The 19,647-nt window shown below is 71.0% G+C and carries 16 protein-coding genes, 1 tRNA gene and 2 pseudogenes; 6 read left to right on the top strand and 13 right to left on the bottom strand.

Going from position 1 to position 19,647, the window contains the following annotated elements; translation table 11 throughout:
* Window positions 1–87: 87 nt before the first annotated feature.
* From DMB38_RS12680 to DMB38_RS12670, 3 genes are read right to left on the bottom strand one after another with little or no spacing between them, the layout of a single operon-like run.
* Complete coding sequence (locus DMB38_RS12680) at window positions 88–555, bottom strand: NUDIX hydrolase (RefSeq protein ID WP_240662156.1); 468 nt, start codon at window positions 553–555, stop codon at window positions 88–90.
* On the bottom strand, window positions 552–1,814 hold the full coding sequence (locus tag DMB38_RS12675; RefSeq protein WP_125935269.1) for an aminotransferase class I/II-fold pyridoxal phosphate-dependent enzyme: 1,263 nt from the start codon (window positions 1,812–1,814) through the stop codon (window positions 552–554). The genes DMB38_RS12680 and DMB38_RS12675 overlap by 4 nt, the downstream gene beginning before the upstream one ends.
* On the bottom strand, window positions 1,811–2,821 hold the full coding sequence (locus DMB38_RS12670) for a Gfo/Idh/MocA family oxidoreductase (RefSeq protein ID WP_125935268.1): 1,011 nt from the start codon (window positions 2,819–2,821) through the stop codon (window positions 1,811–1,813). Before DMB38_RS12670 ends, DMB38_RS12675 begins: the two co-directional genes overlap by 4 nt.
* 183 nt (window positions 2,822–3,004) lie before the next feature.
* Here DMB38_RS12670 and DMB38_RS37475 point away from each other — a divergent pair, with 183 nt between their 5' ends.
* The gene (locus DMB38_RS37475) at window positions 3,005–4,387 is read left to right on the top strand and encodes a helix-turn-helix domain-containing protein (protein WP_276314956.1); all 1,383 of its coding nucleotides are present in this window, start codon (window positions 3,005–3,007) and stop codon (window positions 4,385–4,387) included.
* Here DMB38_RS37475 and DMB38_RS12660 read toward each other — a convergent pair.
* The 3 genes from DMB38_RS12660 to DMB38_RS12650 all read right to left on the bottom strand — a co-directional run bounded on the left by DMB38_RS12660 (window position 4,343) and on the right by DMB38_RS12650 (window position 6,355).
* Window positions 4,343–4,669, bottom strand: coding sequence for a hypothetical protein (locus tag DMB38_RS12660; RefSeq protein ID WP_125935267.1), 327 nt, complete (start codon window positions 4,667–4,669; stop codon window positions 4,343–4,345). The two genes, DMB38_RS37475 and DMB38_RS12660, sit on opposite strands and share 45 nt — an antisense overlap.
* An 85-nt stretch (window positions 4,670–4,754) precedes the next feature.
* Complete coding sequence (locus tag DMB38_RS12655) at window positions 4,755–5,606, bottom strand: helix-turn-helix transcriptional regulator (protein WP_125935266.1); 852 nt, start codon at window positions 5,604–5,606, stop codon at window positions 4,755–4,757.
* Complete coding sequence (locus DMB38_RS12650; RefSeq protein WP_125935265.1) at window positions 5,603–6,355, bottom strand: DUF6879 family protein; 753 nt, start codon at window positions 6,353–6,355, stop codon at window positions 5,603–5,605. The genes DMB38_RS12655 and DMB38_RS12650 overlap by 4 nt, the downstream gene beginning before the upstream one ends.
* A 223-nt stretch (window positions 6,356–6,578) precedes the next feature.
* Here DMB38_RS12650 and DMB38_RS12645 point away from each other — a divergent pair, with 223 nt between their 5' ends.
* On the top strand, window positions 6,579–6,761 hold the full coding sequence (locus tag DMB38_RS12645; RefSeq protein ID WP_240662697.1) for a hypothetical protein: 183 nt from the start codon (window positions 6,579–6,581) through the stop codon (window positions 6,759–6,761).
* Between the two features lie 150 nt (window positions 6,762–6,911).
* The gene (locus tag DMB38_RS12635) at window positions 6,912–7,124 is read left to right on the top strand and encodes a hypothetical protein (protein ID WP_125938983.1); all 213 of its coding nucleotides are present in this window, start codon (window positions 6,912–6,914) and stop codon (window positions 7,122–7,124) included.
* A gap of 642 nt (window positions 7,125–7,766) precedes the next feature.
* On the opposite strand, the gene DMB38_RS12630 is transcribed toward DMB38_RS12635, so the two are convergent.
* The 6 genes and pseudogenes from DMB38_RS12630 to DMB38_RS12605 all read right to left on the bottom strand — a co-directional run bounded on the left by DMB38_RS12630 (window position 7,767) and on the right by DMB38_RS12605 (window position 13,030).
* Window positions 7,767–7,839 (bottom strand) — tRNA-Arg (locus tag DMB38_RS12630).
* Between the two features lie 851 nt (window positions 7,840–8,690).
* Window positions 8,691–9,326 (bottom strand): LysE family translocator, encoded by a 636-nt coding sequence (locus tag DMB38_RS12620; RefSeq protein ID WP_164715967.1) that lies wholly within the window; start codon window positions 9,324–9,326, stop codon window positions 8,691–8,693.
* A 50-nt stretch (window positions 9,327–9,376) separates the two neighbouring features.
* Window positions 9,377–9,754, bottom strand: a complete 378-nt coding sequence (locus DMB38_RS12615; protein WP_125938982.1) for a nuclear transport factor 2 family protein — start codon at window positions 9,752–9,754, stop codon at window positions 9,377–9,379.
* Window positions 9,755–9,847: 93 nt separating this feature from the next.
* Window positions 9,848–10,239 (bottom strand): annotated as a pseudogene (locus DMB38_RS36795) (transposase); the annotation flags it as partial.
* 2 nt (window positions 10,240–10,241) lie between these two features.
* Window positions 10,242–11,732: a hypothetical protein gene (locus DMB38_RS12610; RefSeq protein ID WP_125935262.1), complete on the bottom strand. Its 1,491-nt coding sequence runs from the start codon at window positions 11,730–11,732 to the stop codon at window positions 10,242–10,244.
* Between the two features lie 410 nt (window positions 11,733–12,142).
* Window positions 12,143–13,030: an MIP/aquaporin family protein gene (locus DMB38_RS12605; RefSeq protein ID WP_125935261.1), complete on the bottom strand. Its 888-nt coding sequence runs from the start codon at window positions 13,028–13,030 to the stop codon at window positions 12,143–12,145.
* 1,020 nt (window positions 13,031–14,050) lie between these two features.
* Here DMB38_RS12605 and DMB38_RS12595 point away from each other — a divergent pair.
* The 3 genes and pseudogenes from DMB38_RS12595 (at window position 14,051) to DMB38_RS12590 (ending at window position 17,591) form a co-directional block, all read left to right on the top strand.
* Complete coding sequence (locus DMB38_RS12595; RefSeq protein WP_125935260.1) at window positions 14,051–16,207, top strand: DUF6351 family protein; 2,157 nt, start codon at window positions 14,051–14,053, stop codon at window positions 16,205–16,207.
* Between the two features lie 100 nt (window positions 16,208–16,307).
* A pseudogene (locus tag DMB38_RS37670) lies at window positions 16,308–16,421 on the top strand (DUF2510 domain-containing protein); the annotation flags it as partial.
* Window positions 16,422–16,742: 321 nt separating this feature from the next.
* Window positions 16,743–17,591: a hypothetical protein gene (locus tag DMB38_RS12590; RefSeq protein WP_346429537.1), complete on the top strand. Its 849-nt coding sequence runs from the start codon at window positions 16,743–16,745 to the stop codon at window positions 17,589–17,591.
* A gap of 136 nt (window positions 17,592–17,727) precedes the next feature.
* On the opposite strand, the gene DMB38_RS12585 is transcribed toward DMB38_RS12590, so the two are convergent.
* Window positions 17,728–19,638: an AMP-dependent synthetase/ligase gene (locus DMB38_RS12585; protein ID WP_125935258.1), complete on the bottom strand. Its 1,911-nt coding sequence runs from the start codon at window positions 19,636–19,638 to the stop codon at window positions 17,728–17,730.
* Window positions 19,639–19,647 lie beyond the last annotated feature (9 nt).

Raw genomic sequence — 19,647 nt, 5'->3', positions numbered from 1 at the left:
GTCGTCCGGCCATCGGGCCGGGCGACGGGGGCGTTTCTGCATGCCCAGGCTGCGCGGGGTGGAGGCGTTCGCGCCTCCTGGCCTGTGTCAGTCGGTGTGCTGGCGCCATGCGGCCAGCACCTTCTGGACAGCTTCGGAGGTCTTGTGCTGCCCGGCGGTTTCGGCCCATTCGTACTCGTCGTGCTCAGTGAGCTTGACCGCGGTGCAGGAGGCGACTTCGGCGGCGAAGTTGAACTGGCGGGTGCGCCGGCCGCTGCCGGACAGGTAGTCGAAATGCCCCAGGTAGCTGCTGATGCCGGTGACGGGTAGCCCTGTCTCTTCGGCGACTTCGCGGCGTACAGCGTCGAGGAGGGTTTCGCCGTCCTCGACGCCGCCGGAGGGCAGCTCCCATAGGCCGCCGAGGAAGTCGTCGGCGGGCCGGTGCAGGAGCAGGACCTGGCCGGCGTCGTCGGGGATGACGGCGCCGACGACGCGCTTGGTGATGCCGTCGGCGTCGGCGGCGGTGGTGAGCGCCTGGAGCAGGGCGGCGTCGACTGGTGCGGCTGGTGCGATCACAGCAGGTCCTTGTGGTGGCGGGCGACTTTGGCCAGCGCCGCGGCGTAGGCGTCGGCGATTGCGGAGTCCTCGGGGCGGTGCCAGACGGGCAGCTTGAGCGTGCTGGCGTGTACGCGCGCGGCGCTGTGGCAGTCCCCGGGGGCGGGGTCCTGGGCGACAGGGTAGTGGGGGATCAGCTTCCCCGGGGTGTGGAAGAGGGGGTGGTCGCGGAGGGGGCGGGTGGAGCCGGGGTGGTCGACCTCGGTGGCTCCCTCGGCATGGGCCGCGGCCAGGAAGCGGGCCAGGGGCAGGCCGCCGAGTGCAGCCGACTCGTACCGCAGTGGCAGCGCGTACCAGGACGCTCGGGCCGCCGGGTCGAGGTGGGGGACGCGCAGTCCGGGGACATCTTCCAGGGCGGCGCAGATGCGCTTGGCGCAGGCGGCGCGGCCGGTGAGGTAGCCCTCTAGGCGGGGGAGTTGCGCGCGGGCGAGGGCGGCGGCGAGGGGGTGGATGCGCAGCTTGAGTCCTTGGCCGGTGGTCGCGTACTTCGCTAGCGGGTGGCCGGCCGGGATTTCGGTGCGGCAGCGCTTGTTGTACTGGCCGTGCAGCAGCAGCCGGTAGTACAGCTCGGTGTCGTCGGTGGCGACGAAGCCGCCCTCGCCGGCGGCTAGGGGTTTCGGTCCGTTGAGGCTGAAGGCCGCCGCCCGCCCGTAGGTGCCGACGAGCCGGCCGTTCCAGGAGGCGCCGTGGGCGTGGGAGCCGTCCTCCAGCAGCACCACGTCGTGCTCGCCGGCGAACGCGGCCAGGGCGTCGGCGTTCTCGGGCAGGCCCCACAGGTGCACGGCGACCATGGCCTTCGTCCGGGGCGAGACGAGGCGTGCGGCCGCGTCGAGGTCGAGCTGCCCGTCGTCGTCGACGTCGACGAGGACGGGGCGGGCGCCGAGGTGCAGCAGCGGGGTCGCCGTGGCGTGGAAGGTCAGCGCGGGCACGAGCACCTCGTCGCCGGGGCCGATACCGGCGGCGGCGTACATCGAGTGCAGCGCCGCGGTGCCGGTGCACGTGGTGACCACGTGCCGGACGCCGAGCCAGGCGGCCAGGGCGTCCTCCAGGTCGGCGACGATGCCGGAGCGGTCGGGAATCGAGACGGCTTCCATCACCTGCCCGGTGACGGCCTCGATGTCCCGACTGTCGATCGGCGGCCACGAGAAGTGCGCTCCGGGCGTGGTGATCTCCGGCTTCCCTCCGAGGAGGGCGAGCGAGGAAGTGGACGAGTCGGTCACGGCAGGTACTCCTTGGGGTCGCTCGGACGGGCGGTCGTGGCGGATTCGTAGGCGGCGGCCAGGAACGCGGCGTGCGCCCGGTGGGTCTCGGGCGGGGACGGGTTGGTGCGGGTGCCGTCCAGGACCCGGCAGAAGGCGTCGATCTGCGCGGCCGCGGCAGCCGGCCATGCGGGCTGGCGGGTCAGGGACTCGATCTGCTGGCCGGCCGGGTCCAGTCGGCGCACGCTGCCCCGCTCGACGATCACCTTGCCGCGGGTGCCGGTGATGGCCAGGGCCTCGCTCTTCGGGCCGCTGGAGCGGGAGATCAGCAGCGAGCCGTACAGGCCCGTGTCGTAGGACAGGTGGACCAGCGCGGTGTCCTCGGCGTCGTAGTCCGCGTGCGGGGCCGCGGCCGTGGAGACGTCGGCCAGGATCCGGTCCGGCAGCCCGAGGTACCAGATCAGCAGGTCGATCAGGTGGTAGCCCATGTCCATCAGCGCCCCGCCGCCGGCGAGCGTGCGCTGCCCGCGCCAGCCGGCGGCGGGGTCGGCGCAGCAGAAGGTGTAGCGGCCCTCGACGAGGTACGGGGTGCCGATCTGCTCCAGCAGTTGCAGCGCGGCGGTGTAGATGGGGTGGAAGCGGCGCTGGACGGTCACCATCAACTCGATGCCCGCCTTCGCGCAGACCGCCGCCAGATCAGCAGCCTCGACGGGATCGACGGCGAAGGGCTTCTCCTTCATCACGTGCACCCCCGCCGCGGCGCACGTCTCGATCACCTGACGGCCGGCGTGGTGCGGCACCGCGGCGATGACGAAGTCGGGCCGCACCTCGGCGAGCATCTTCTCCAGGTCGGTGTAGCCGGGCACCCGCCAGGCGACGGCCTGGCCCCCGGCGGTCTCCCTGTCGGTGTCGCAGACCGCCGCCAGCTCGGCGAACTGGCAGTCCGCGAGCGCCGGGAGGTGGTCCTCCCGGGCCTGGGAGCCCAGCCCCACCACCGCGGCTCTGCGCAGGGTCGTTTCGTTCAGCATGCACGGCCTCCCTCGGGGTCAGCGGGCGAGTCGCCCGCACTGCCCAGAGCACCGCGCCCCGGAGGGTTCCGGCAGAGCCGTCTGCGATCCGCGCACGCGGTTTGCACCGGGTGTAAACGGCTTGCAACAGACTGCGCTGGCACACCGGTTGCGGGGACAATGAAGTCCGGCAGGAGGTGGTCCATGGACGCCCTGGACAGCTCGCACCCGCTGTGGCACACGCCCGCCATGCGCGACGCCCTCACCCGCCGCGACGCCGGCGCGATCGTGCGCCTGGCCCGCCGCGCCGCGGACGTCACCCTCGCCGACCTGGGCCAGGCCGTCGGCTACACCGCGGCTTCGCTGTCGAGGATGGAACGCGGACAGCAGCCGATGCGTGACATCGACCTCCTCACGCGCATCGCCGGCCTCCTCGGCATTCCGCCGCATCTGCTCGGGCTGGCACCGCGACACGATCCAGCGACGGCAGCCTCATACGGCTCCGCCGCCCCACCCGGCATCGATAGCCTGAGCCGTGAGCCGATCGGCGAGGAGGATGAGGACCCGGTGCGACGCCGCAAACTCCTGGCCCGCGTAGCCGGGGCCACCACCAGCGTGATCCTCACCCCCACCGCGGCCACCGCTGCACCACGGCCCAGCCTGTCCGGCCTGGAGGACGTCCTCCTCTACCGCAACACCCCGGCCCTGGCCGCCCCGGAGCCGACGCCGGCCGCGGTCGCCGCGGCCCTCGACGCCGCCCGGCGCGACTTCGCCGCCTGCCGCTACGACCGCCTCGCCCGCGCACTCCCAAGCCATCTCGCCCTCGCCCAGGCCCTCACCGGCGCCGGGCACCCCGAGGCCGGGGCGACCGCGGTCGCCGAGCTGTACAACATCGCCACCCGGCTGTGCATCAAAATGGGCGAGGACGAGATGGCCGCCGCCACCGCCGACCGCGCGCTGACCGCGTGCCGCGGCGGCGCGGACGCACTGACCACCGCCGAGGCCCACCGCATGGTCTCCTCTGTCTGGCGCCGCGCCCAGCACTACACCCGCGCCACCGACGTCGCCGTCACCGCTGCCCAGCAGCTCACCGGCGCCAGCAACGATGCCGCCGTGCTGTCGGCGAAGGGCAACCTGTACGCCACCGCCGCCTACACCGCGGGCAAACAAGGCGACCGGTACCTGGCCCGCGACCTGATCGCCGAAGCCGGCGCCACCGCCGACCAGCTCGGGCACGACGCAGTCACCGGCGGCGCGGTGTTCGGCCCCAGCCAGGTGATCCTTCACCAGATTTCCATCAGCTACCTGCTGGGCGACGCCGGTACCGCCATCGAGCACGCCCGCAGAATCCGCCCGGCGACGCTGCCGACCCCCGAACGCCAGGCCCGCTACTACGTCGACGTCGCCCGCGCATTCGACCAATGGGGCAAGCCCGACCGCTGCTACAGCGCCCTGTTGGCCGCCGAGAAGGCGGCACCCCAGGAAGTCCGCCTCGGCTCCGTACGTACCATCGCCGCGGGTCTGATGCGCCACGACCGCCACCTACCCGGTATTCGGAACTTCGCCGCTCGTGTCGGTGCTCTCTGAACCGTCTTCCGACGGGATGAGGCGCATCGTGCGGCGGTCCCACCGGTAGGTGCGGCAGAACGTCTGGAGCATGCCGTCGAGGTCCGGCGCAGGGAGTCGGATCGTGACCTGCAAACCGATCTTGCCGTCCGGCCAGTCGTGACGCGCCATCACGGTAGCGGTGCGCCAGTCGCCTTCCGTGCGGACCAGCAGGCGCGGCGGGTGCCTCGCCGGGTAGACGCGGACACGTGGCGGGCGGCCCGAATCCGGGCGCCACGGTCGCATCTCTACAGCTTCGAGCACACGTTCGATTGTAAGTCAGGCGTCGTTCGGCGGCCCCTGCTCAACGAGTTCGGACCGAAACGAGCGCAGCTTCCAGGCACCCGGTTCACGGGGGGCCGAGCGTATTCCGCGCTCGGGTGATGACCCGGTGCGCGTCGGCGCCGTAGACGGCGGAGTCGCGGAGCCTGTCCCAGGTGCGCTGGTAGACAGCAATGCTGTCGGCGTCCTCGACCCACAGCTCGGTGTGCCAGTCCTCCACGATCACCAGGCGCTCGTCATAGATCCAGAAGGCATTCGCGGGCGGGATCTTCAGCGACGCGGTGAGCGGGATGACCCCGAGTTCCACGGTGTCCATGCCGATGATGCCGGCCAGCCGGTCGAGCTGAGCGCGGAGTACAGCCGGCGGACAGATCAGGGCGTGCAGCGCCGCTTCCCACATGATGATGTGGAACATGCGGCCCGGCTGGTACAGCAGCTCCTGCCGCTTCATACGGGCGCGCACCGCGGCTTCGGCGTCGCGTGGGGACTGTTGCAGTTCGGCGTATCGGGTGAAGATCGCCCGCGCGTAGTCCGCTGTCTGCAGGATGCCGACGATCATCGCGCCTTCCCAAGCGCGGAGGACGGCAGAGCGCTCGTACTCGGCGTTCAGCGCGTCCTGTACCGGGCGGTGCCCCGCGGTGAGTTGGCGGCGCCAGGACCGGGCGTGAGTCTCCAGCGCGTGCAGGCGGGCGAGCAGCTCCTCGGCGGCCTGCGGCTGGCCGACCCCGCGTGCCCAGGCGCGCAAGTCTGCCTCGGTGGCGGTCTGCCGCCCGTTCTCCAGCTTCGAGACCTTCGACTGCGCCCAACCGAGCCGCTCGGCGAGCTGCAAGCCGGTGAGCCGGCCCTCGGGGCTGCGCGTACGCAGTTCGCGCAGCCTTTCCCCGAGGGCCACTCTGGCTTGCTGGAAATCGGTGCTCACTCGCCAGCAGACACCTGCGGCTCGAAGCGCTCGAACGGAGTGGCATGGTGCCAGGCGGCTTCGCGGGCCTGGCAGTAGATCAGCACTTCGGCCGGGTTGGTGACGAGGTCGATGCCGGTGATCTCGTCCCCGTCATCGAAGTGGAGCAGGGCCACCACCCGCGAATCGAAGATCCAGAAATCGTCATCCGGCAACGTAAGTTCGGCGGCCTGGGCCCGGGTGAGGATCCGGATGTCCTCGCCGACCGCTCGGTTGCGGCGTGCGTTGTCCAGCAGGTAGAGCTGCCCGGGGGTGGCTGGCTCATCGACTATCCGTACGCGCTCGTACCGCTTGCCGAGCGCTGTCTGCTCACGGCGCTCGGCGCACCACGGATCGTCGAGATCCCAGTGCACAGCCTCGCCGCGCGCGAACTGCCGGTAGGTCTCCGTGCGCTCGTCGGAGGCGTAGCGGCGGCGCGTCTCCAGGCGCCATGCGGAGTGCGCCAGCGTAGAGAACATGCCATCGAAGTCGTCGAAGCCGATGGTCTCGCGCGTGGGGATCGCCTCCTTCGGGGCGAAGTTCGCCAGCAGTTCCCGCGGCACCACGACCGCGGCCTCGCCTGGGGCGAGGTGCCGCAATTGGGCGGCGTCTTCGGGATCGTCGTCCAGGACGCCCTGGACGACGAACTCCCCGCTGTCGAGGTCCTCGTACAACGTGGGGCAGCCGTTGTTGCCTGATCCGGAGCCGTTGAAGCGTAGCCGACGCGCCATGAGCGCTCCCTTCGGTGGGCCTACCGGCCTACAGCATGACCAGCAGTGCATGCCCTGCTCCACAGAGTGCACCTGTACGTCGTGAGAAAGAAGACGAATCTTCCTCCCGACCTTGCGAATATCCGAGAAAGTTCGATGGCTGGTCGACCGCGATCGTCCCTACGGTGCCGGGCATGGCGACTTCTCAGGCCCGGCCGTCGACCCGCACTCGGCCGTCGAGCAACTGCGTGCCGCGCTCACGCGGGCGGACATCGTTCTGCCGTCGCTCGCGGTTGATCCGGTCTCGCCCGATCTGCGGCTCGTCTACCTCGGCAACGTACGCGCTGACGTGGTGGTCAAGCTCGCCCGAGTGATCAGAGACGGGGGTGACTGCAATGGCCAATGCCGAGGTACAGCAACAGCCTGACGCCCCCCTGCTGACGCTGCGCGTGTCCCGCGACAGCGGGCGCACCTTCGAGCCCGAGAAGCGGTTCTACTCCCGCGACTGCGAGCCCCCTCTGCTTAACGGCGTCATGCCGCCCTGCGAGTGCGCCCGCTGCGGTGGACGGCGGTGACCATGACCGCCGAGGCCGGGGACGTGACCGACCCGCAGACCTACCCCTCGGAGCCCGTGTTCCTGCCCGTCCGCGAGGCCCGGGAGGCGCAGCCCTCCCTCGGCTGCGAGCGATGCAGCGAACTCGACCAGGAGCGCCGGGACGCGCGCAACCGAGGCGACTACTCCGCCGCCACCGACTGCTCCGTCCTCATCCGCCGGCACCCCCACCACTGAACTCCGCCCCCTGGTTGCCTGCCCGATCCCGCCAGGGGGCGGGCCAGAAGCCCCGCCCGCCCATTACGCCGGCTCCGGCGGGCGGGGCACGCACCAACGCCCGGGCCGCGCCCCCCGGCGCGGTCACGTTACTCGTGCTCGTGTAGGGGCAAATGCTTTCAGGTCGGAGCGTCACGCCGCTGTCGGTATCTACCCCCCACGCGAACGCCCGCCGGGCCATGCGGTCAGAGGCGGGCTGGGGGCGGCGCAGCGGCGTACGTGGATCCGCCGCAGTGTGCCCCCTCACGCTCTGATTCGGTCAGAGCAACCGCCCCACCCCCTGTGCGGGGGTGGGGCGGCCTAGTCTTCAGGGAGCCCCCGCCGACGCATTCGGCGGGGGCTCCCGCCTGCGGGACGGACCTCCCCGCCCGGGCACCGCAGGAGTGGGAGGGCGTGGATCTGGCGCGCTGGGGAGCCGCGCAGTCCCCTCCAATACCACAAAGCGTAGGGCGTCCCACTGGCCACCTGGGGTCACTCACACGGGTGATCTGCCGCATGATCGCAGGGGGTTGTGGACTCTACGTGGACCCTGATCATGAAGAGGCCGCCCCGTTCGATTGATCGGGGCGGCCTCTACCGTGCTTGACCTGCGAGTTATTCGTGTGCCCCCGGCAGGATTCGAACCTGCGACACCCGCTTTAGGAGAGCGGTGCTCTATCCCCTGAGCTACGGAGGCGGGGATCTGTCGGAAAACATTTCTGAAAGTCGCCCAAAAGGGGACAAGGCAGCTCAACTGTGTTCTGGCAGACCTGCGGTGACGTAGGCGGCAGCCCTGCGTCGCCGCAGCCAGTGTACCGGGTGGCCCGCGGCGAACGTGGCCGGCTCTGTCTCTTGGCGGTGTGGGTCGCTTCGGGCCCCCTGCCGAGCGCGGCGTCGGGGCTCTTCGTGAGTCGTCTGGAGAGGGCAGTCGGGTCCTCAGTGCAGGGCGCGGGCGATCGAGTTGTTCGCCCAGGCGTACCCGATGTAGATCAGGAGGGCCGCGTCGGCCCGTAGGCGGGGACGCGCTTGTGTGGGTACGCCCGATCGAATCGTGAGTGCTGTGATCTGCTGTCCTGCCGGAAGCCTTTCAGGCGACGTCCTGCGGGGGTGTCGGGGCGACTTGCCTGAGGTGATCGGTTCTGTTGAATCGCTGCCGCTTGGTGACGGATCGATTCGTCGGCTCGGATTCTGATTTCCTGGTTTCCGTGTGTTTGACGGGTCGGACTGCGGTGGTCCCTTCGTCGTCTCGATGCGGCTCCTGGGCTCGCTTCTTGTGGCGTACCGATTCGAGGGCAAGGATGATTCGACTGTGCGGCGCGTTGGCCATCCGGATGGCCAGGGAGAAGAACCTGTTACCGTAAACCCGGCTCTGATCGCGGTGCGCGTAGCAGGCGTACCGTCTGCGGGAGTGAAGTGACAGGCCGGATAAAGGGTCCGGATGGCCCTGTGCGCGCGACCATGCTCAGGCCCTGAAGATGCTCAGTGTGGGCCTCGTCGGGCTCGAGGTCGGCTGGACCTGCCCGGTGCCACGCGCTTGACGCCGCGTGATCAGTGGGCGCCGGCCGTGAAGGCTGCGGTGGCGAGCAGCAGGGCCGCGGAGACAGCGCTGAGCCTTCGGGCCGCGCGCGGGCTCTTACCGAAGGTGCTGCTGGCACGGGCGGAGGCGAGCGCGACCAGTACGTAGCCGAGCGTGCAGTTGACGACGTGCAGCAGGCCGAGTACCGCAGTCTGCACTCCCAGCGGCAGGGCCGCGTCCGGGTTGATGAACTGCGGGATCAGCGCCAGGTAGAGCAGGAGTCCCTTCGGGTTGAGCAGCGCCGTGAGCAGGCTCTGCCGCAGCACCGTCGCCGGGCTCGGGCCCGTTTCGGCGAGCCCGTCCGCGGCTGCGCGCAGGCCACCGGCGTGACGCAGCGAGCGCAGCAATGGAAACGCGAGGAAGAGCAGGTATGCCGCGCCCGCGTAGCGCAGTGCGGGCAGGGCATCGGGTACCGCCCCCAGTGCCGCCGCGAGGCCGACCGCGGCGAGCACGGTGTGCGCGGCGTAGCCGGTGCCGATGCCGGCGACCGCGTACAGCGCCGCCTGGCGACCCTGGCCGAGACCGCGGGCGACGATGTACAGCCAGTCGGGCCCGGGGGTGGCGATGAGGAGCAGGTCGACGCCGACGCCGTCGGCCGCGGCTTCCAAGCGTTCGTCACCGTGGCGCCGGCGGCTCCTCGGGTTTGCTCCCGCCATCTCTACATCGGTTCGACGAAGGCGGCCCGCCATTGAGGCTGCGGGTCCGCTCCCAGGCTCGTCCAGTACTCCGTCCCCCGGACGATCTGCCCGTCACGGACAGTCCAGAACGACGCCGCGCGGAAGACGCCGAGATTGTCGTGTGGCACTTCGACCTCGGAGACGACTTCGTCGCCCTCGGCCACCACCTTGAGCACCCGAATCGACCAGCCCTCCGGATACTCACGGTTCACCGCGACGAAGTTCCCCCGGCCGCTGATGCGTTCGAGGCTGGTCGGCCACTCGACAATGACATCCTCCGCGAGCAACGCAGCGACACCGGCCCAGTCGCGAGCCTGGATCCGGTCCCACAGGCTCTCAATGACTTTCGAAGATTCCATCGACGGAGCCTCCCACAGCGCTCTGACAGCGGCCGCCCCGATGGTGAGCGCCCCCGAGTCCGCGGTGCGTGAGTGACGTGGTGGTGTGCCGGTCCGCCGTTCCCAGCGGATGCGCCGGTGCCGGAAGCTGCGGAGCCAAGCGAAGATCCGCTCGAACACCCACCTGCAGGCGCCCCAGACCTGTGCCGCGCCGCGTGCCGCGGCGGGCCATGGCCACCGCGATGCCCCAGTCGCGGATGCTCGCGGTGATGGTTCGTGGTCGTAGCCGCGGTCACCGAAGAGCGAGTCGGGCTTGCGACAGGGACGGGCGACCCGGCCACGGACCGAGGTCGCGTCGAGCAGCGGGATCAGCTGGGTGACGCCGTTGCGGTGGCCGCCTGCCGGCAGGACCGCCGCCGGGTGCCGTGCCCGTCGGTAATCAGGTGATGTTTCGAGCCGGCCCGTGCGGGTTCCACTTTTACGTGTTCGCCCGCTCGGGCTCCTCGGGTCACTCCCCATTCCGTCGTCGGCGCAGTGTCACCACCAGCGCCGCGGCAGCCGCCGACGTGACCGCGGCGCCCGTGCCCCAGGCTGCCGGGCCGAGGCCAGAGCCGTCCGCGGCATGTGATCCGGGGACCGCCATCCGGACGGGGGCCTGGTCGTTGGCGGGTTCCGGGTCCCGGACCCGTACGCCGTCCTGAGTGTTCAAGAGCATCGTGGATGCGGCAACGCTCCCCGGGCGGTCGTCCTTGTTCATGATGCGCAGCGTGAAGTCGAAGAAAACCTGCTCGCCGACCGCGCCGTGGCTGGTGCACACGTACGTTCGCCCCTCGTCCTCCTTCTTGCAGAGCTGGGGGAGCATCTCTTCATCAAGCTCTGGGTCGTACGGCGCTTTCACCACCTCGGCGCCGGGCGGCACGGTGAATACGGCGCGGGTTTCCGCGGTATCCGGATCGGCCGGGCCGTTGTTGCGGAAGCCGATGCTGATCCGGTGCTCCGTGCCGACGGCGCCATGCAGGAAGTCGCCGATGGCTTCGACGTCGGCGCTGTTGCGCACCGGCACGGTCACGTCGGCTGGATCGAAGGTCGGGGTGAACTCGACCCCGGCGTCGCCACCGGGGTCTCTGGCGAGGGAGAGCGGGGCAGCCGTGCCACGCGTGGTCCTACCCGGCGGAAGGTCGCGCCGGAAACCGGTGTGGAAGGCCCATGCGCCATACGAGAGCCGGGCGTCGAGCGCACTGCGGCGCGGCTTCACGCGCGGGTCGGGGGCTACCCGAAACGTCTCTCCCGGGGCGATCTCGACATCGGGGAACCTGCAGTGCATAGCGCTGCCGCCAGCCGCGTAGCGGCAGTTGGAGTGCCGCCTGTCCAGGTCCATGGTGCCGTCCGCGTCGAGCACGAGGTCGACGCCGAGGGCCGGCACGTCACCCTCGTTCCGGATCAGGACCGGCGCGTCAAAGGACTTGCCTACGGCCTTCACGCCGACCCGGCCGCCGGTGTTGACGCGCAGCTCCGGCCGCCCGGCGACGACCGTGACGCTGCCCTTCACGGCGGGCAGCCCGGCCGGCTTGAGGGAGTAGCGCAGCACACCGGAGTCGCCGGCCCGGGCCCCTGCGGCCGCCTCGAAGATCAGCTCCTGCCGGGCCCAGTCGTCGGACAGCCGTATCGAGCAGCTGAATTCCGGCTTGGCCGGCCGGCAGCCGTCAGCTCCCCCTGTGATGTCCGCGACGCCCTCGATCCCGCCGACGTCAACCGTAAGTTCGGCTTCCGTGTCCGGGCCCGAGTGATCAAACTCCAGCGGCAGCACGTTCGCGCCCGCCCACGCGGTCTCGGGGTGCAGCGACGCGTAGTAGTACGGAGGGGTGAGGTCGCGTGGCGCTCGCTTGTCCGCGAACGTGGCTCCAGGCCCGACCGCCGTCGTGGCGACTGCAGCGATGACGGCCAGGGAGAGCGTGAGCAGTTGGCAGGTCCGGTGTCTGTCTCCTCGGGTGCCGGTCATGTCTGCGGAGTCTGCCGCGCTCCGGAGCAACCGGGAGACACGGCCGGGTCACGATGCACTCACGCGGCTCCGGCAGAACTGCCGCACGTACTCGGGCAGTCCGGGTCGCGCGCCGCTCACCGTGAGGCCGTGCCTGGCGCGACCCGGGCGCGGTCGGCCTGGAGCCGCTGCCGACGGAGATGACCGATGCCCTGGTCGACCCGCTGATCGCCCTGGTGCAGAAGATCAACACCCCTGCCGGGCGGCGGGTGGCGAGGCAGCTCACGGCGGCGTTGAAAGGACCGCGGCAAGGAGGGGCATCCTCTTCAAGCTCGCCGACGCAGCGATCGGCAAGCCGGACGAGACGTGCGTACCGCGCTGTATCCGGTGGTCGGGGCGAATCCACTGCCGGACGGAGTCTGCTCCGTGTTCTACGGCTCCTCGGTGGCGGGTCCTTCTTCGGGTTCTACCCTCCTGGCCTTGATCAGCGGAGAGATGACCAGGTCGTACACCGCGACACCGGCGAGTCCGCCGACGAGCGGGCCGACGATGGGGATCCACCAATAGCCGCTGAACCAGTCGAACGTACCGGGGAGAGCAATAGAGCCCCAGCCTTCGAAATACGTCAGCAATCGGGGGCCGAAGTCACGTGCGGGATTGATTGCGTACCCGGCGTTTGTGCCGAAAGACAAACCGATCGCGACGACCACAAAACCGATGAGGAACGGATGGAGATTGGACATCGGAGCGGTATTGCGCTTGTCGATGAGTGCGCAGATCAGCAGAAGCAGGATGCCGGTCCCCACGATCTGGTCGAGCAAGGGGCCCCACCAGGAGTCTCCGTAGTATTCGGCGGGGAACGTGGCGAAGATCGAGTATGTGGGCAGCGATTTGTCTCGCGGGACACCCTCCTTTTTGATGGCCGCGTCGATGGCCCACCTGTAGGTCGCGTAGATGAGCGCGGCGGCGACGAAGGCGCCCACGACCTGCGCCAGCCAGTAGGGCAGGACCTTCCTCCAGGGGAAATCCCGTCGAGCCGCGAAGCCGAGGGTCACTGCGGGATTGAGGTGGGCTCCACTGATACCTCCTGCCACATACACGCCGAATACCACGGCGAGGCCCCATCCCCACGAGATGATGAGCCAGTTGGCGGGCCCGAAGTCCCCGGTCTGCCGGCCTGATCCCGGCAGACCGGCGACCGCTACAGCCACCGACCCGACACCCAGCAGAATCAGGACGAACGTGCCCAGGAACTCGGCAGCCATCTCGCCGCCTAGTCCTTCTCGATACCCACGTCGACGAACGATGCGTTCAGCCATGGACCCTCCTCGGTCAGAAAGTAACCAAACTTTCAATTCCTCATCCGAAATGCAGGGTAATTCGGTGTGGACGCGCCGGTGAATCTGCAGATTTAACCTATACGGAGCAATTCGCGCGCCATTTCCCGGCGGCCGCGCAAGATGTCACAAGACAGGCGGACGGCCGCCAGCGCTGACGGCTCGTCGTCCCAGATCACGGCTAACTAACCCGTGCATGGTCAGCGGCGCTTGCAGCGCGTCCCCGTCAGCGGGCCGTGGGTGCTGGGGCGAAATACAAGCTTGGCTTCATCGACCGCCTGCTGTTCGGAGATCACCCACGCCCGCCAGTGAGGGCTGGTCAAGGTGCTGGCCGACGGACCATCGGTCGAGATCCTGGCGGATGCCGGCTGTCAAGGTACGAGGAGATGCACGAGCGCCAGCGCAGCGCCCCCTCCTCACGGCCCACCCGGGTCGAGCACGGTGGTACTGCCAGTGTCCGGGGGCGGATCGTCTCGCCCGGACGGGATCCTGGTGCCGCGCACGCGGTGGGACACGCCGCTGTCCCGCGGAGCGGGTCGGCACGGGCCGAGCGTTCTACCATGACAAATGCCCCCTTCCTGGGTGGTGGCCGACAGGGTCCCCGGGCGTTTCCATGGTCCGTGGGAGTGTTCGGGCTACGGCCTGGCCCTGGAGGTACTCAGCACTCCCGCGGGGCCGCGGGAGTGTCTGAGAAAATGCCCAGCGGGCATCGGGCAGACACAAGATCACGAGCCAGTGCGGCTTTGATCGCCGACTCAAGACATCCTCCGTGCTCTTTCATGATTCTTTGGTCCGCGCACGGAGCGACGGGATTTCCCGCACGTCCCACGGAGGCGGGGTGGGCCCGTGGCCCGGTCACCCGCGACGGTGTAGCGGGTGGCGGGGCTGTGCGGGGTGGTGGGGGTGGGGCGGGGGTGGGGTTGTGTGGTGCGGTGTCTTTTCGGGGTGGGGTTGAACGCGTACGGTCAAGTTGTAGGCCGCAACGAACCGGAGGACCCCTGCATGCGCCCACGCCGTGCTCTGCTCGTCCCCCTCTCCGCAGCGCTCGCCGCTCTCCTCGCCCTCCCGCTCACCGCCCAGGCCGCCGCCCCCCAGGCATCCCAGCGCATCGACCTCGACGTGCTCTCCGGCCGCCCCGGCTCCGTCACCGGCGGCGACGCGCTGCTCCGCGTCGCCGCCGCCGACCCCGCCGCCGTGGAGATCCGGCTCAACGGGGAGGACGTCACCCCGCTCTTCGCCCCCGACGGACCCGGCGCCGTCTCCGGCGTCGTCGACGGGATACGCGACGGGCGCAACACCGTCACCGCCACCGCCCCCGGCCACCGCGCCGCCCGGCTCACGCTCACCGGGCACCCCGCCCAGGGCCCCGTCTTCTCCGGGCCGCACCAGCAGCCCTTCGTCTGCGAGACCGGCACCTTCCGGCTGCCCGTCGTCGGCGGCACCCTCGGCGACCCGCTCGACGACGACTGCTCCGCGAAGACCCGCGTCGACTACTTCTACCGGAACACCGCCGGCGTCTACACCGCCTGGCCCGCCGGCGCCACCGGCTACCCCGCCGACCTCGGCCGCACCACCACCTCCACCGGCCGCACCGTCCCGTTCATCGTGCGCATGGAGACCGGCACCGCCAACCGCGGCATCTACCAGTCCACGATCCTCCACGACCCCCTCGCCGAGCCGGACCCCGATCCCCGCAGCCGCCCCGCGGGATGGAACGGCCGCGCCGTCTACACCCTCGGCGGCGGCTGCATCGGCGGCTGGTACCGGCAGGGCAACACCACCGGCGGCGTCACCGACACCCACATGCTCGGCCGCGGGTACGCCGTCATGTCCTCGTCCCTCAACGTCTTCGGCGCCAACTGCCACGACCTCACCGCCGCCGAGACCGCGATGATGGTCAAGGAGCGGTTCACCGAGGCGTACGGGCCGGTCGACCACACCATCGGCTTCGGCTGCTCCGGCGGTTCGTACCAGGCGTACCAGATCGTGGACAACTACCCCGGCATCCTCGACGGCATCCTGCCCGCCTGCTCCTTCCCCGACGTCGGCTTCGCGATGACGAACAGGGTCACCGACACCCGGCTGCTCACCGAGTACTTCGCCGGTGACACGGACCTGTCCTGGACCGAGGAGCAGAAGCGCGCCGTCACCGGCTTCGCCTCGTACGCCGTCGCCACCGGCACCCAGGGCGACGCCGCGCGCATCGACCCGACGGGCAACTGCGGCGTGCTGCCCGAGGAGTTGCGCTACGACCCGGAGACCAACCCCCGCGGCGCGCGCTGCGATCTCTACGACCACGCCATCAACGTCTACGGCCCCGACCCGCGCACCGGCTTCGCCCGCCGCCCGCTCGACAACGTCGGCGTGCAGTACGGCCTCGGCGCCCTCGCCGCCGGGACGATCGGCAAGGAGCAGTTCCTGGAACTGAACGAGCGCGTCGGCGGCTACGACCACGACGCCCGGATCGTCGGCGCCCGTACCACCGCCGACCCGATCGCCACCCGTACCGCGTACCGCACGGGACGGCTCACCAACGGCGGCGGGGGCCTCACGGACGTGCCGATCATCGAGTACCGCGCGTACGTGGACGACGCCCCCCGCGGCGACACCCACCTGCGCTACTACTCGCTCTCCATGCGCAAGCGCCTGGTGAAGGCCAACGGCACCGCGGCCAACATGGTCTCCCTCATGGAGGACAACCGCTACGGCGGCCAGAGCACCGCCAGCCCCCTCGTCCGCCACTCCCTCGCGATGATGGACCGCTGGCTCACGAACCTCGACGCCGACACCTCCGCCGCCCCGCGCCTCGACAAGATCGTGGCGGCGAAGCCCGAGGAGCTGCGGGAGGGCTGCAACACCCGGGACGCCGAGCCGCGGTTCGTCGCCGAGGCGCTGGACCGCGACCCGGACAGCACCTGCGAGAAGCTCTACCCGTCGAACTCCTTCCCGCGCGAGGTCGCCGGCGAGGACATCGCCACGGACGTGATCAAGTGCCGTACGGAGCCGCCGCGGCGGGACACGTACGCGAAGGAGTACGGCGTGACGTGGACGGACGCCGAGTGGCGGCGGCTGCGGGCCGTCTTCGACCAGGGCGTCTGCGACTACTCCCGGACGGGGGTGGGGCAGCAGGGGCTCGCGGGCACCTGGCTCTCCTTCTGAGCGCTCCCCGGGACGTCTTCTGAGGGTTTGCGCAGTTGGACGGGCATAAGGTTCAGACCGCTCTCATCCGGTTCTCAGGGAGCCTCGATAGCCTGCATGCATGAGTGGAATGGCACCTGCAGGGTGGTATCCCGACCCGGACCGCAGCGACGACCAGTCGCCGAGGGAGCGGAGGTGGGACGGTGAAGGCTGGACGGACGAGGTCAGGCCCGCTCCTGTCGCCGCAGATGTCCCTGCGCAGAGCCCCGAAGGGGGCACCGGGGCCGACGGAGCCGCCGACGGGGCCGCCGGCGGGGCCAAGGGGCCTGACGGGCCCGCGGACCCCGCGGCGCCCCCGGCTCTCCCGGCCCCCGGTGCCCCGCAGGACGCCCCGTCCGGCGGCCTCTCCGGCGGCTTGCCTCCGCCCGGCGGCATGCACGGGGCGCCCACGGAAGTCATATCCGGCGGCCACGCCGAACCGCTCGGTCCCGAGGGGCCGTACGCGAAGAAGCGCTGGGCGGCCAGGCGCCCGCTCGCGCTCGGCATCGCCATCGGCGTGGCCGCCGCGGCGCTCGTCGGCGGCGGCATCGCCGGCGGGTACGCGATGTGGGGCGGCGACGACGGCGACGAGGCCGGGGGCGGCGGCCCCGTGGTCTACGGCCCGGACGGCGAGCCCCGTTCGCCGGGCCCCGACGAGGGGCCGGGCGGCGGCGGCTCCGGCGGTTCCGGCGGCGGGCCGGGGGAGTCGCCGGGCCCGCAGGACCCCGAGGGCGGCGAGCAGGATCCCCGCGACCCCGACGGCGGGCAGCCGCCGATGGAGATCCCCAGCGAGGACGGCTTCGCCACCGACCTCGCCAGCGGCATCAAGATCCCGGTGCCCGACGGCTGGAAGGGACAGTCCGGGCAGATAGGCGCCTCGGTGTCGGTGGGCGAGTACAAGTGCCCGACGTCACCGAAGGACACGTGCGTACGCGGCGGGGTGAACTCCGCGCCCGCCCTCGCCCTCGGCATCGACGCGACCAGCCCGAAGAGCATCGCCGAGAAGGACATCGAGCCCAACGCCGAGGCGTCGTACGGCGACGAGGCGTACGGCGGCATCACCTCGCACGACGAGGTGGAGTCCGGCGAGGTCGAGGTGGCCGGCGAGGAGGGCTACCTGGTGCGCTGGAAGGTCGTGACGAAGGAGGGCGACGACGGCTACGTGCAGTCGCTCGCGTTCCCGTCCCCGGCCAACCCGGACACGCTGGTCCTCGTCCGCGCCGGCTTCGACATCGGCGACGACGCGCCCGCGCTGGACGAACTGGACGAGATCACGGACGGCATCAAGGAGTCCGAGGGCGGCGCGGGCCTCCCGGGCGGCGGCCGGCCGGCGAGCTTCACGCCGGCGGCGATCGCTCGGAGCTGAACCACGGCGGACACCTCCGGGACGCCGTGCGGCGCGCCCGGGGTCGTATCCGTACGACCCCGGGCACCGCCGCGGCCCGGCGGCACCCGGCCACGGCGCCCGGCCGCGGCACCAGGCCACGGCGCCCGGCTGCGGCTCACCCCTCGTACAGCGCCTCGATCTCCCTCGCGTACGCCGCCTCCACCGCGTGCCGCTTCACCTTCATCGACGGCGTCAGCATCCCGTTCTCCTCCGTGAACTCCCCGGCGACGATGGTGAACCTGCGGATCGACTCCGCCCGCGACACCGCCTCGTTCGCGTAGTCCACCGCCCGCTGCACGTCGGCCCGGAGCTCCGGGTCGTCCCGCAGCTCCGCGAGCGGCGTGTCCCGGGGCCGCTTCCGTACCGCCAGCCAGTGCGCCAGCGCCTCCGGCTCCAGCGTCACCAGTGCCGCCACGTACGACCGCTTGTCGCCCACCACCAGCACCTGCCCCACCGGCGGCCGGCTGCGCAGCCGGTCCTCCAGCACCGCGGGGGAGACGTTCTTGCCGCCCGTGGTGATGAGGAGGTCCTTCTTCCGCCCGGTGATCGTCAGATAGCCGTCCTCGTCCAGCGCGCCCAGGTCGCCCGTCGCGAACCAGCCGTCCGCCAGCACCTCCGCCGTCGCCTCCGGATTCCGCCAGTACTCGCCGAAGACGATGCCGCCCTTGATCAGCACCTCCCCGTCGTCCGCGATACGGATCGCCGTCCCCGGCAGCGGCCGGCCGACCGTGCCGGGGCGGGGGCGCAGCGGCGGGGTGATGGTGGCGGCGGCGGTGGTCTCGGTGAGGCCGTAGCCCTCGTAGACGACGATGCCCGCGGCGTAGAAGAAGAGGTTGAGGTTGCGGTCGAGCGGGGAGGCGCCGCTGATGGCGTAGTGGAGCCGGCCGCCCAGCTCCTTGCGGATGCGCCGGTAGACGAGCAGGTCGTACAGGCCCCACGCCAGGGTCAGTCCTGGGCCGGGGCCCTTTCCGGTGCCGAGGAACTTGTTCAGGTGGGCCTCGCCGAAGCGCACCGCGATGCGGTCGGCGCGGTCGAAGGACGCGCCGCGGCCCAGCTTCTCGGCCATCTCCCGGCCGGTGTGGTGGATCTTCTCGAAGAGGTACGGGACGCCGACGAGGAACGTCGGCCTGAAGGTCTTGAACTCCGGCCGCAGCTCGTCGGGTTTGATCGACGGCCAGTGGCCGATCTCGATGCGCGCGGAGAGGCAGGCGATCTGGATCGCGCGGCCGAGGATGTGGGCGAGGGGCAGGAAGAGGAGCGTCGAGGCGGTCTGCCCGGTGACCTCCTTGAAGATGGGGTGCAGCAACTCGACGCTGTTGGCGGCCTCGGCGTGCAGGTTGCCGTGGGTGAGGACGCAGCCCTTGGGGCGGCCGGTGGTGCCGGAGGTGTAGCAGAGGGTGGCGATGGTGCCGGGGGTGAGGGCGGCGCGGCGCTTGGCGATCTCGTCGTCGGACACGTCCCGGCCGAGGGCCTTCAGCTCGTCCAGGCAGCCGTCGTCGAGCTGCCAGACGTGCGCGTCGGGGGCGGCGGTACGGACCGTCCGCTCGTTGGCGGCGGTCTCGGTGACGACGAAGCGGGTGCCGGAGTCGTGCAGGATCCAGGCGACCTGGTCGGCGGAGGAGGTCGCGTACACCGGTACGGACTGGCCGCCGGCGGCCCAGACGGCGAAGTCCAGCACGCACCACTCGTAGCGCGTACGGGACATGAGGGCGACCCGCCCGCCGGGTTCGAGCCCGGCGGCGACGAGGCCCTTGGCCACCGCCGTCACCTCGTCGGCGAACGCGCGGGCGGTGACCGGGACCCAGCGGCCGCCGGCCTTGCGGCGGATGACGACGGCGCCGGGGGCCTCGGCGGCGTTGGCGTACGGGATGCCGGCGACGGCGCTGCCGCTCTCCGGGGCCGGCGCGGCGAGCCGCGGTACGGTCGCCTGGCGCACGACGCCGCCGTCGGTGCGTACGTCGACGGGGGCGCGCCCGGCGAGGTCCGAGCGCTTCCGCGCGGTCCTGAGGTCCTTTCGTACGCCCACGATCGCTCC

The organism is Streptomyces sp. WAC 06738 (assembly GCF_003945505.1).
Taxonomy (GTDB): domain Bacteria; phylum Actinomycetota; class Actinomycetes; order Streptomycetales; family Streptomycetaceae; genus Streptomyces.
This window is presented reverse-complemented; position numbering and strand designations above follow the sequence as displayed.